The following is a 12,551-nucleotide window of genomic DNA, read 5'->3' as shown; positions in this document are numbered from 1 at the left end:
AGATGCTGAGAGAAGTGGCTTACAAGACGGCGGCGAAGATCGCCGCCGTCGCGGTGCTGACGGTCGCGCTTGCGGCGACCGCTCGTGCCGCGGATGACGCAACCGGCAATCCCGTGCAGGCGCAGATCGACCATGGCAAGTCGACCTATGCCGAGAAATGCTCGCACTGCCACGGCCCCAATCTGATGAACTCCGGCACCATCACGCCGGACCTGCGCACCTTCCCCGACGACAGGACGCGCTTCGTCACCACCGTGAAGAACGGCAAGAACAACAAGATGCCGCCCTGGGCGGACATCCTCAGCGACGACCAGATCGGGGAGCTCTGGGTCTTCATCTCGAGCCGGAGAAAGCCATGAGGCGCTGGCTCGCCGCCTGGAGCCTCGCCGCGGTCCTCGCGGCCAATGCTGCGCATGCGGCCGATGGTCCGTTGAGCGTCTGTCTCGACGAGGACCGGCCGCCGCTCTCGGTGCATCACAAGGGCAAGGCGGATTCCGGCTTCGATGTGCTGCTGGCGCAGGCGATCGCGGAGCGGATCGGACGACCGCTGAAGATCCAGTGGTTCGAGAGCAGGCTGGATGAGGATTCCAGCCCGCAGCTCGAGGCCAATGCGCTGCTCTCCGACGGACGCTGCTCGCTGGTCGGCGGCTATGCGCTGACGACGGATTCCCTCGTCAAGCCCGGCATGAAGACGGCGCGCCTGCCGGATTTCACCGGTGCCACGCGCGAGGACCGGCGGCGCCGCGTCGCGCTCGGCGAGCTCACCCCGAGCCAGCCTTACGTCTACTCGCCGATGACGGTGGTGCTCGGGCCGAAGGCGAAGGGGCGCAAGATCGCCGACATCGGCGATCTTGCCGGGCTCCGCCTCGCCATCGAGAGCGGCTCGCTCGGCGATGCGATCCTGATGACCTTCGACAAGGGACGCCTGATCGACGGCATCACGCATCTCGTTCCCGGCCGCGACGATCTCCTCGGCGCGCTCGCCAGCGGCGACTATGATGCGACACTGATCGACCTCGGCCGCTTCGATGCCCACCGCGCCGCGCATCCGGATACGGCGATCACCGCGTCCGGCTACTATTATCCGATCGGCGCCAATCGTGGTTATGTCGGGCTTGCCAGTGACCCTGCCCTGATCGACGCCGTCAACAAGGCACTGACCGAGCTCGCAGCTGAAGGCAAGATCGCCGAATTCGGCAGGCAGGCCGGCCTCACCTATTTGCCGCCGCGCGAGCCCGCGATCCTCGGCGATGTCTGGATGAAGATCATTCAGCGGTGATTCTGTTCGTCATTCCGGGGCGCCCGCAGGGCGAGCCCGGAATCCATTTCTCCGCAGAGCATGCGGCCCAATCGATTCCGGGCCTGCGTGCCACGCACGCATCCCGGAATGACGGCGGGTGTGGCTGGCAGCGTCTCACTTCGTATAATGCGGCGGTTCATTCGGCCATTTGGTGAAGTCGTGAGCGCCTTCGCCACAGACCTGCGCGCCACCCTCTCCCGGGAAATCAAGACCGGCGAGCTGCTGCGCGCGCTGATCGTCGGTCCGAACAAGCAGCGCCATACCTTCCAATGCGCCAATCTGTCTCGCCTGCCGACCATGGCAGAGACGGCGTGATGCAGTAGCTTCGGTAAAAATCCGGGAGAGAATCATGTCCGCAAAACTCGATCGCCGCCACTTCGTCGCCGCCGGCACCACCGCACTCGCGATGCCCTTCCTCGCGCGCAGCGCCTCGGCACAAGGCACATCTCAAGGCACATCTCAAGGCACCTGGCCGTCGCGGCAGATTCGCATGATTTGCAGCTACCCGGCCGGCGGACAGACCGACCTGCTCGCGCGCGCCTACGGCGAATTCATCTCCAAGCAGGTCGGCAAGACCGTCGTGATCGAGAACAAGCCCGGCGCCGCCGGCGCGATCGGCACGGCCGAGGTTGCCCGCGCGGAGCCCGACGGCCACACCATCCTGTGCTCGATCTCGACCACCTACATCATGAACCGGGTGGTGATGAAGAATCCCGGCTACGACATGGACAAGGACCTGACACTCGTCAGCGTCATTCCGGGCGCCGGCCTTTTGCTGGTCGCGAACCCCAAGACCGGCGTCAAGACGCTGGAAGATTTCGTCGCGTTCGCGCGCAAGAGTGGCAAGGTGAACTTCGGCACCTACAGCGCGGGCTCGTCCCCGCACATGACGATCAACGAGCTCAACAAGCAATACGGCCTCAACATCGAGCCGGTCCATTACCGCGGCGAAGCCCCGATGTGGACCGGAATGCTGGAAGGCACGCTCGATGCCGCGATGAGCAGTTACACGGCCGCGCAATCGGTCCTGCAAAGCGACCGCGGCACCGTGTTCGCGGTGCATTCGAAGAAGGTCGACGCGATTCCGGCCATCAAGACCCTCCCCGAACAGGGCGCCACGTCGAAATTCTTCACCGTCAGCGGGTTCACCGGCTGGGCGGTGCCGAAGGCAACGCCGCAGCCGGTGGTCGACCGGCTGGCCGAGCTCTGCGTCGCCGCCAACAGCGATCCGAAGGTGAAGGAGGTGCTCGCGACCTTCGTGCTCGAACCCGCGATCGGCTTCAAGGAGACCAATGCGCTGTATCAGCGCGAGCTGCCGATCTGGATCGAGAGCGCGCGGTCGTTGGGCCTCGAGCCGGCTTGAACCTTTGGGCATGGCGCATCGGACACGCTTCCGCGGTGCGGCACGGCATCCGACCAAAGCCTAGGTCGATGTCGGCGACGGCCCCCACTATCATAGGTGGTGCCGGAGAACCTCGGGGTCCGAACGAGAAAGGCCGATCGCATGACGCCAGATGCCATCGCCATAGCCGCCATGATCATCCTGCTCTTTCCGATGGGCTATTTCACGCTGGCCTCGCCCGCCTTCCTGCTGGTGAAGCTCGACATCCGGCCCGTCGCCCTGCTGCTGCGTGGAATGTTCAATGCCCATTTCCTGGTCATGGGCGTTGCCGGAATCATCGGGACGGCGGCTTTCCTCCTCGCCGGACGGCTGCTCTTCGCCGCGGCGGTCGGCCTGCTTGCAGCTGTGGCGATTGGCGGGCGCCGCTGGTTCATGCAGCGGATGGACGACCAGCTCAGCGCGAGTGATGCGGGCGACACCGAGGCTCCGCGGCGGCTACGCCGGCTGCACTGGAGCGGGATGCTGTGTAACGCGGTCCTGCTTGCCGCTCTGCTGGCCAGCATTCCCTACATTGCGACGACGGCATGAGCGCATTGGCCGCTCGCCGGGAGCTCCCCGGCGTGCGCCTAATGCTCGTTCGCGGCCGCGGCGCTCTGCTGCCCCTTGTGGATCGAGGACGGCACCACGCCGAAATATTTCCGGAATACGCGGCTGAAATGCGATGAGCTGGAAAAGCCCCAGGAGAATGCCACGTCGGTGATGGTCTTGCCGGCGTGGGCCTCGAGCTCCTGACGGCAGTTCTGAAGCCGCGCCTGCCAGATGTAATCGCTCACCGTGGTGCCGCGCTCGGAGAACAGCATGTGCAGATAGCGCTTGGAGCAGCCGAGCTCGGCGGAGATCTGGTCGATGCACAGATCCGGATCGCGCAGGTGCTCGCGGATGAAGAACTGCGCGCGCACATACATCGCCTCGGGCCCGACCCGATCGAACATCGTGTCGGCTTCGCGCAGCGGCAGCAGCAAAAGGTCGATCAGCGAATCGGCGACGCCGACCGCGCTATTCGCCGACAGCTTGGCCGCCTCGTCGAATGTCGCGTGGACGAAATCGTGGGCGATCCGCCCCGTGCCCGTCTTCGCCGACAATTTGCAGGCCGGCATCCGCTGCGACGGGAAGCCGCGGTCGCGCAGCAGTGCCTTCGGCACGATCACCACGTCGTGACGCGTGAAGGCGGGGCTGATGATCGAATGCGGGCAGGATACGTCATAGGCGATGATGTCGCCGGGATTGATTTCGATGTGACGGCCTTCCTGCTCGAAATAGGACACGCCGTAGGTCTGGAAGTGGATTTTTATGTACGGGTGTTCGTTGGCCTTGGCGCGCGCCAGCGTGTGCGCGATGCGATGCTGGCTGACCTCGATCTGACACAGCTTCAGGCGCGAGACGGTGGTGTAGTCGATGCGGCCCTCGAGCGAGGACGCCTCCAGCGGATCGACGTCGAAATGCCCACACAGACTGGTCAGCCCGTCGATCCAGCTCTGGATCTGGCGCTTCGGCGTCATTCCCGTCGTCGAGAGCGTGTGAATGGTGTCGGACATTAATCCAGCCACTGGTTTGATTCGGAAATTTCGACGCGAATCGCGACCAGCGCTTCCGGAGCCCTCAGCCGAGATTGCGTGACGTTTACCTCGAATTTGAGCGGTCTTCTGCAACGAGCGCCATCGTTTCATTGCCACCCTTGAAGGTTAATCCTCCGCCTTAGTTGCAGCGCCGTCAAGGGGAACCTGAGCGCAGAGCGCGGTCCCGAAGCGACGCGGAAGCCGCTGAATTCGCTACTGCAAAATCAAAATCTTCGCGTCCGTGCGCTGTCAAGCAAACCGGCTTCCCTCTTGGGCAAGTTTCCCGATGACGAAGTCGTTAGGGATTGCGGCAGGAACAACAAGAACGGGCCGCTCCTGCACGTGGACCCGTGGCTCTCATCAGGAGGAGGAAACACCGCACCATCGTTTCTGGTCCCAATCGTGACCGCCCTGCACGAGCAGACGCCGGACGAGAAGCCCGGTGATTGAGCAACGCTTCGGAAACAATAAACGATACCAACGGAGGAATAACTATGCGCAAGGTGCTACTGGCGACCTATCTTGGCTCCGCGGCGGCTCTCGCCGTCGGCAGCGCTTCAGCCAATGACGAGCTGATCAAGATGTCGCAGAACCCGAAGGACTGGGTGATGCCGGCGGGCGACTATGCCAATACCCGCTATTCCAAGCTGAACCAGATCAACGCACAAAACGTGGGCAAGCTCCAGGTCGCCTGGACCTTCTCGACCGGCGTGCTGCGCGGCCATGAAGGTGGCCCGCTGATCATTGGCAACATGATGTACGTCCATACGCCGTTCCCGAACAAGGTCTACGCTATTGACCTTTCCAACGAGAACAAGATCGTCTGGAAGTACGAGCCGAAGCAGGACCCGAACGTCATCCCGGTGATGTGCTGCGATACGGTCAACCGCGGCCTGTCCTATGGCGACGGCAAGATCATCCTGCATCAGGCCGACACCAACCTCGTCGCGCTCGACGCCAAGACGGGCCAGGTGGCCTGGTCGGCGACGAACGGCGATCCGAGCAAGGGCCAGACCGGCACCTCGGCGGCGCTGGTCGTCAAGGACAAGGTCCTGGTCGGCATCTCCGGCGGCGAATTCGGCGTGCAGTGCCACGTCACCGCCTACGATCTCAAGAGCGGCAAGCAGGTCTGGCGCGCCTTCTCCGAAGGTCCGGACGACCAGATCAAAGTCGATCCGGCCAAGACGACGTCGCTCGGCAAGCCCGTCGGCGCCGACTCCTCGCTGAAGACCTGGCAGGGCGACCAATGGAAGATCGGCGGCGGCTGCACGTGGGGCTGGATGTCCTACGATCCCGCTCTGAACCTCGTCTATTACGGGTCGGGCAATCCTTCGACCTGGAATCCGAAGCAGCGTCCGGGCGACAACAAGTGGTCGATGACCATCTTCGCGCGCGACGCGGACACCGGCATGGCCAAATGGGTCTACCAGATGACGCCCCACGACGAGTGGGACTATGACGGCGTCAACGAGATGATCCTCTCGGATCAGCAGATCAATGGCCAGGCGCGCAAGCTCCTGACGCATTTCGACCGCAACGGCCTTGGCTACACCATGGACCGTGAAAGCGGCGAACTGCTGGTTGCCGAAAAGTACGATCCGAAGGTGAACTGGACCTCCGGCGTCGACATGGACAAGAACTCGCCGACCTATGGCCGTCCGAAGGTGCTCGACGCAGCTTCGACCGACAAGGCGGGCGAGGACCACAACGTGAAGGGCATCTGCCCGGCCGCGCTCGGCACCAAGGACGAGCAGCCGGCAGCCTACTCGCCGGACACGCAGCTGTTCTACGTTCCGACCAACCACGTCTGCATGGACTACGAGCCGTTCAAGGTGAGCTACACCGCGGGCCAGCCCTATGTGGGTGCGACGCTCTCGATGTATCCGCCGCAGGGTGAAAGCCACATGGGCAACTTCATCGCCTGGGACGGCAAGACCGGCAAGATCGTCTGGTCGAACAAGGAGCAGTTCTCGGTCTGGTCGGGTGCGCTCGCAACCGCCGGCGGCGTGGTGTTCTACGGCACGCTCGAAGGCTACCTGAAGGCGGTCGACGCCAAGTCCGGCAAGGAGCTCTACAAGTTCAAGACTCCGTCCGGCATCATCGGCAACGTCACGACCTATGAGAACGGCGGCAAGCAGTACGTCGCAGTGCTCTCGGGCGTCGGCGGATGGGCCGGCATCGGTCTCGCCGCAGGCCTGACCGATCCGACCGCCGGTCTCGGCGCAGTCGGTGGCTACGCGGCCCTCAGCAACTACACGGCACTCGGTGGTACGCTGACCGTGTTCTCGCTGCCGGCGAACTAGCCCTACCTTCGTGTCGCTCCGGCGCGTGGATCAACTCCACGCGCCGGCTCGTCTCCACCGAACGCCTTCGAGGATAATCTCTTGCGTAAAATCTGCTTTGTCATTGCTGCGATCATCTTCGTGACTTCGGGGGGAATAGCCGTTGCGGACGGTCCGGGCGACCCGACCGCCGTCAAGAAGGAAGACGACGGAAAGTGGCTCGATAAGGAAGGAAACCCGACCTACAAGATTTCGGCCGACGGCACCGTGGACTGGTTCACCTATTCCGGATATCGCCGCTATCACTCCGACTGCCACGTCTGCCATGGCCCCGACGGCATGGGATCCACCTACGCACCGGCGTTGAAGGATTCGGTCAAGACCATGAGCTATGGCGACTTCCTCGGCGTCGTCGCCTCCGGTCGCAAGAACATCTCGACCGCGCAGGAGAACGTCATGCCAGCCTTCGGCGACAACCCCAACGTCGCCTGCTACATGGACGATCTCTACGTCTATCTGCGCGCCCGCTCCAACGAGGCGTGGGGCCGGCAGCGTCCCTCCAAGAAGGAGGAGAAGAACGAGACCTACACCAAGGCGGAAGACGCCTGCATGGGCAAGAAATGAACGTTACCAGGACCGATACCACCTCTTGGCGTCCTGCGAGAATTTGAGGAGTTTACGATGAAGACACGTGCCGCCGTTGCTTTCGAAGCCAAGAAACCACTCGAGATCGTCGAAGTCGATCTGGAAGGACCGAAGGCCGGCGAAGTCCTGGTCGAGATCAAGGCGACGGGCATCTGCCATACCGACGCCTACACGCTCGACGGCTTCGACAGCGAAGGAATCTTCCCGTCGATCCTCGGCCATGAGGGCGCCGGAATCATCCGCGAGATCGGCCCCGGCGTGACCTCGGTCAAGCCGGGCGACCACGTCATCCCGCTGTACACGCCGGAATGCCGGCAGTGCAAAAGCTGCCTGAGCCAGAAGACCAATCTCTGCACCGCGATCCGCGCGACGCAGGGCAAGGGTGTGATGCCCGACGGCACCAGCCGCTTCTCCTACAAGGGCAAGCCGATCTACCACTACATGGGCTGCTCGACCTTCTCGAACTTCACCGTGCTGCCCGAGATCGCCGTCGCCAAGATCCGCGAAGACGCGCCGTTCGACAAGAGCTGCTACATCGGCTGCGGCGTCACCACCGGCGTCGGTGCGGTCGTCAACACCGCCAAGGTCGAGCCGGGCGCCAACGTGGTCGTGTTCGGCCTCGGCGGCATCGGACTGAACGTCATCCAGGGCGCCAAGATGGCCGGCGCCGACAAGATCATCGGCGTCGACGTCAATGATTCCAAGGAGGAATGGGGCCGCCGGTTCGGCATGACCCACTTCGTCAACCCGAAGAAGATCACCGGCGACATCGTTCCGCATCTCGTCAACCTCACCGACGGCGGCGCCGACTACACCTTCGACTGCACCGGCAACACCACCGTGATGCGCCAGGCGCTGGAAGCCTGCCATCGCGGCTGGGGCACCTCGATCATCATCGGCGTCGCCGAAGCCGGCAAGGAGATCGCCACCCGCCCGTTCCAGCTCGTCACCGGCCGCAACTGGCGCGGCACGGCCTTCGGCGGCGCGCGCGGCCGCACCGACGTGCCGAAGATCGTCGACTGGTACATGAACGGAAAGATCCAGATCGATCCGATGATCACCCACGTGCTCAAGCTCGAAGAGATCAACAAGGGCTTTGACCTCATGCACGAGGGCAAATCCATCCGTTCCGTCGTCGTTTACTAGCTCACTGCCATCACCCCAAGGAGGATCGTCCCATGACTATTGCACTCCACCCATCGATCGATAACGGCCTCAAACAGGGCAGCGGCAGCTTCGCCGGCGGCACGCTCGCCTGCAAATGCAAGGACCATCAGGTCAAGGTCGGCATCAAGGGCGACGTCGCCCACAACCACGCCTGTGGCTGCACCAAGTGCTGGAAGCCGCAGGGCGCGACATTCTCCGTCGTCGCGGTGGTGCCGCGCCAGAACGTCACCGTGCTCGAGAACGGCGACAAGCTCGAGATCGTCGATGCCTCCGCGGTGATCCAGCGCCACGCCTGCAAGGCCTGCGGCACGCACATGTACGGCCGCATCGAGAACAAGAACCATCCGTTCTACGGCCTCGACTTCATCCATCCCGAACTGTTCCAGGAGCAGGGATCGCAGGCGCCGCAATTCGCCGCCTTCGTCTCCTCGGTGATCGAATCCGGCGTGAAGCCGGAGCAGATGGCCGGCATCCGTTCGCGGCTGAAGGAAATCGGGCTCGAGCCTTATGACTGCCTGTCGCCGGCGCTGATGGACGCGATCGCGACCCACGTGGCGAAAGCCAAAGCAGCCTGACGAACGCGACCTGAACGAGGCGGCCCGAGCAGGGCCGCCAGACCCACGCCACGTCCGCTCGCTGGTTCCGACCAGCACCAGCGAGCCGGACGGAGGTGGCTTCCCACGATCGCGACGAAGCCGCCGCTTCTGCACTCTGCTTCTACGAGGGCCACGCTCCCTCAGTCCTGGTCTCTGAATGACTGCGCAGCGCCGCCCGCTTTCCGATTGAAGTCGGCGGCACCTGCGTTTCTCCCTCCCTCGACTGAGGCATCCTGCTTCGTCCGTACAGTCTTTCTGGCGGACGAAGCTTTTTTGCTGCGGCCTGCTTTGCAATTGCGCAATGCGCGCGGCGCGATGCCGCGCCCTGCTTTTGACAAATCACAGATGCAACCTCTTCACGCCGAGAACAACCGGCTGTGAATGCTGGACCGGCGCGATCCCTGCTACGATCGCGCCGTGACGATGCCGCGCGAAGTTCAATCAAATAAGAACAAAACGGGAGGTATCGAACACATCCAGACATCGCCATTGGCGTTCCTGCCTCCCTCCGGGATTTGCCCGCGCGGGATGACGGCGGAACGCGGCAACGACGCACGAACCGCCGCCGGCGCATGCCGGCGCATTTAATTCATGCTTATGAAGAGCGAGGGACGATCATGATCAAGGTGAAGATCAACGGCCAGGAACAGAGCTGGGACGGCGACCCGAATCTCCCGCTACTCTGGTTCCTGCGCGACGAGGCCGGGCTGACAGGCACCAAGTTCGGCTGTGGCCAGGCCTTGTGCGGCGCCTGCACCGTCATCGTCGACAAGGAGGCGGTGCGCTCCTGCGTCACGTCGATCAACGACGTCGCCGGCCGCGAGGTCACGACGATCGAGGGATTGCATCCGAACGGCGATCACCCGGTTCAAAAAGCCTGGCGCCAGGTCAACGTGCCCCAATGCGGCTTCTGCCAGGCCGGCCAGATCATGCAGGCCGCGGCGCTTCTGATGGACAACCCGAAACCCTCGCACGACCAGATCCGCGAGGCGATGTCCGGCAACATCTGCCGCTGCGGCTGCTACCAGCGCATCGAGAACGCGGTCCATCTCGCATCGACGGGAGTGTGACATGAATTTCATCGACAATCCCCGGAAGCTTCACAGCTTCGAAAAGAACATCCGTGTCGAGAAGGTCTCGCGCCGCAGCATCCTGAAGGGGCTCGGCGTCACCGGCGGCTTCGTGCTTGCCGCGCCCGTGATGTCCCGCCAGGCATTTGCCTATGAGACCGGCGCCGGAAAGATGCCGCATGGCGTCGTGGTCGATCCGCGCGTGTTCGTCGCGGTCGCGCCCGACGGCATCGTCAGCATCGTCGCCCACCGCTCCGAGATGGGCACCGGCGTGCGCACCAGCCTGCCACTGATCGTGGCCGAGGAGATGGAGGCCGACTGGTCCAAGGTCAAGGTGCAGCAGGCCCATGGCGACGAGGTCAAGTTCGGCAACCAGGACACCGACGGCTCGCGCAGCACGCGGCATTACCTCATCCCGATGCGCCAGATCGGCGCCGCCGCCCGCACCATGCTGGAACAGGCCGCCGCCAAGCGCTGGGGCGTTCCGGCAACGGAGGTCAAGGCGGTCAATCACGAGGTCGTCCATAGCGGCAGCGGGCGCAAGCTCGGCTTCGGCGAACTCGCGGCCGACGCCGCCAAGGAATCGGTGCCGAGCGTCGAAGGCCTCAAGCTGAAGGACCCCAAGGACTTCCGCTATCTGACCAAGGGCCAGATCGGCATCGTCGATCTTCACGACATCACCACTGGCAAGGCGCGCTACGGTGCGGACGTGCGCCTTCCCGGCATGAAATATGCCGTGATCGCGCGCCCGCCGGTGACCGGCGGCAAGCTCGCCTCGTTCGATCCGAACGAGGCGTTGAAGGTACCCGGCGTCGAGAAGGTGATGCAGGTGCGCGGCTGGCCGTGGCCGTCGAAGTTCCAGCCGCTCGGCGGCGTCGCGGTGATCGCGCGCAATACCGGCGCGGCGATCAAGGGCCGCGACGCGCTGAAACTGGTCTGGGACGACGGCGCCAACGGCAAATACGACTCCGTCGCCTACCGCAAGGAGCTCGAGGAGGCCTCGCGCAAGCCCGGCCTCGTCGTGCGCAAGGAGGGCGATGCGGACGCCGCCCTGAAGGGCGCCGACAAGGTGATCGTCGGCGAGTACTACGTCCCGCATCTCGCCCATGTCGCCATGGAACCGCCGGTGGCGGTCGCCGACGTCAAAGGCGACAAGGCCGAGATCTGGGCGCCGGTGCAGAGCCCGGGCGGCACCCGCGAGGACGTCGCCAAGACGCTCGGCATTCCGGAAGCGAACGTCACCGTCAACGTCACGCTGCTCGGCGGCGGTTTCGGCCGCAAGTCGAAATGCGACTATGCGCTCGAAGCCGCGCTGCTGTCGAAGGAGCTGGGCGCGCCGGTAAAGGTGCAGTGGACGCGTGAGGACGACATCCACAACGGCTTCCTGCACACCGTCTCGGTCGAGCGGATCGAGGCCGGTCTCGACAAGAGCGGCAAGGTGATCGCCTGGCGCCACCGCAGCGTGGCGCCCAGCATCGCCTCGACCTTTGCGGCCGGCACGGTGCATCAGGCGCCCTTCGAGCTCGGCATGGGCCTCGTCGACATGCCGTTCGAGATCGCCAACATCTCCTGCGAGAACCCGGAGGCTGTGGCGTTCACCCGCATCGGCTGGTTCCGCTCGGTCTCGAACATCCCGCGCGCCTTCGCGGTGCAGTCGATGGTCGGCGAGATCGCGAACGCGACCGGCCGCGACCAGAAGGAGACGCTGCTCGCGCTGATCGGCAGCCCGCGGATCGTCAAGCCCGCGGTGAAGGACATGTGGAACTACGGCGAGCCGCAGGACAGCTACCCGATCGACACCGCGCGCCTGCGCAAGGTGGTCGAGCTGGTGGCCGAGAAGGGCGAATGGGGCCGTCAGGTGCCGAAGGGCCACGGTCTCGGCATCGCAGTACACCGCAGCTTCGTCAGCTACATCGCGACCATCGTCGAGGTGGCCGTCGACGACAAGGGCAAGCTGACGGTGCCGCGGGTCGACACCGCGATCGACTGCGGCACCTACGTCAACCCCGAGCGCATCGCCTCGCAGATCGAGGGCGCGGCGATCATGGGTCTCAGCCTCGCCAAATATGGCGAGATCACCTTCAAGGACGGCAAGGTGCAGCAGAAGAACTTTGACGACTTCCAGGTCGTCAGGATCGACGAATCTCCCATGGTGACCAACGTCCACATCGTGCCGCCCGCGCCGGGCACGCCGCCGAGCGGCGTCGGCGAGCCCGGCGTTCCGCCGTTCGCGCCGGCTCTGATGAATGCCATCTTCGCCGCGACCGGAAAACGCATCCGGAGCTTGCCGATCGGCAAGCAATTGGAGGCGTAAGGAACGCACGCGGCCTCGCGCCGTCTCCATCAACCGATGTGCCCTCTCCCCCTGTGGGAGAGGGCAGCGACGCCGGTTGCTACGATCTCGCTCGGGTGAGGGGTTTGTCTCCGCGGATAGAGACCCCTCATCCGGCGCTTCGCGCCACCTTCTCCCACACAAGGGGAGAAGCGAAGACAGCACTCTCGGCACACACAAAATGCGGCGGCCGTTTCCGTC

Annotated in this window: 13 protein-coding genes; 12 read left to right on the top strand and 1 reads right to left on the bottom strand. The window is 64.2% G+C overall.

Annotated features, from left to right (window positions below):
- Positions 1-2: 2 nt before the first annotated feature.
- From ACFLEY_RS12670 to ACFLEY_RS12650, 5 genes are all read left to right on the top strand, one after another.
- Positions 3-359: a cytochrome c gene (locus ACFLEY_RS12670; RefSeq protein WP_060908403.1), complete on the top strand. Its 357-nt coding sequence runs from the start codon at positions 3-5 to the stop codon at positions 357-359.
- Entirely contained in the window at positions 356-1,279 is a 924-nt protein-coding gene (locus tag ACFLEY_RS12665) for an ABC transporter substrate-binding protein (RefSeq protein ID WP_060908404.1), read from the top strand. Before ACFLEY_RS12670 ends, ACFLEY_RS12665 begins: the two co-directional genes overlap by 4 nt.
- A gap of 180 nt (positions 1,280-1,459) precedes the next feature.
- A complete protein-coding gene (locus ACFLEY_RS12660) occupies positions 1,460-1,615 on the top strand; it encodes a hypothetical protein (RefSeq protein WP_171901114.1) in 156 nt (51 codons plus the stop codon).
- 34 nt (positions 1,616-1,649) lie between these two features.
- On the top strand, positions 1,650-2,663 hold the full coding sequence (locus ACFLEY_RS12655) for a tripartite tricarboxylate transporter substrate binding protein (RefSeq protein WP_211433431.1): 1,014 nt from the start codon (positions 1,650-1,652) through the stop codon (positions 2,661-2,663).
- 141 nt (positions 2,664-2,804) lie between these two features.
- On the top strand, positions 2,805-3,230 hold the full coding sequence (locus tag ACFLEY_RS12650) for a hypothetical protein (RefSeq protein WP_028174359.1): 426 nt from the start codon (positions 2,805-2,807) through the stop codon (positions 3,228-3,230).
- A 38-nt stretch (positions 3,231-3,268) separates the two neighbouring features.
- On the opposite strand, the gene ACFLEY_RS12645 is transcribed toward ACFLEY_RS12650, so the two are convergent.
- Complete coding sequence (locus ACFLEY_RS12645; RefSeq protein ID WP_028174358.1) at positions 3,269-4,237, bottom strand: helix-turn-helix domain-containing protein; 969 nt, start codon at positions 4,235-4,237, stop codon at positions 3,269-3,271.
- A gap of 515 nt (positions 4,238-4,752) precedes the next feature.
- On the opposite strand from ACFLEY_RS12645, the gene xoxF5 reads away from it, so the two are divergent.
- The 7 genes from xoxF5 (at position 4,753) to ACFLEY_RS12610 (ending at position 12,332) form a co-directional block, all read left to right on the top strand.
- Entirely contained in the window at positions 4,753-6,561 is a 1,809-nt protein-coding gene (gene xoxF5, locus ACFLEY_RS12640) for a lanthanide-dependent methanol dehydrogenase XoxF5 (protein WP_011088953.1), read from the top strand.
- 81 nt (positions 6,562-6,642) lie between these two features.
- Complete coding sequence (locus ACFLEY_RS12635; RefSeq protein WP_249162777.1) at positions 6,643-7,164, top strand: c-type cytochrome, methanol metabolism-related; 522 nt, start codon at positions 6,643-6,645, stop codon at positions 7,162-7,164.
- Positions 7,165-7,221: 57 nt separating this feature from the next.
- On the top strand, positions 7,222-8,331 hold the full coding sequence (locus ACFLEY_RS12630; RefSeq protein WP_060908407.1) for an S-(hydroxymethyl)glutathione dehydrogenase/class III alcohol dehydrogenase: 1,110 nt from the start codon (positions 7,222-7,224) through the stop codon (positions 8,329-8,331).
- Positions 8,332-8,363: 32 nt separating this feature from the next.
- The gene (gene gfa, locus ACFLEY_RS12625) at positions 8,364-8,927 is read left to right on the top strand and encodes an S-(hydroxymethyl)glutathione synthase (protein WP_011088956.1); all 564 of its coding nucleotides are present in this window, start codon (positions 8,364-8,366) and stop codon (positions 8,925-8,927) included.
- 402 nt (positions 8,928-9,329) lie between these two features.
- Positions 9,330-9,536, top strand: a complete 207-nt coding sequence (locus ACFLEY_RS12620; protein ID WP_082755328.1) for a hypothetical protein — start codon at positions 9,330-9,332, stop codon at positions 9,534-9,536.
- Positions 9,537-9,565: 29 nt separating this feature from the next.
- On the top strand, positions 9,566-10,018 hold the full coding sequence (locus tag ACFLEY_RS12615; protein ID WP_011088958.1) for a (2Fe-2S)-binding protein: 453 nt from the start codon (positions 9,566-9,568) through the stop codon (positions 10,016-10,018).
- A gap of 1 nt (position 10,019) precedes the next feature.
- Complete coding sequence (locus ACFLEY_RS12610; protein WP_060908408.1) at positions 10,020-12,332, top strand: molybdopterin cofactor-binding domain-containing protein; 2,313 nt, start codon at positions 10,020-10,022, stop codon at positions 12,330-12,332.
- The last annotated feature ends 219 nt before the right edge of the window (positions 12,333-12,551 follow it).

The sequence above is a fragment of the Bradyrhizobium sp. YCK136 genome (genome assembly GCF_044570075.1).
In the GTDB taxonomy this organism is placed as follows: domain Bacteria; phylum Pseudomonadota; class Alphaproteobacteria; order Rhizobiales; family Xanthobacteraceae; genus Bradyrhizobium; species Bradyrhizobium diazoefficiens.
Note: the sequence above shows the minus strand (reverse complement) of the source record. Positions and strands in the feature narration are given on the sequence as shown.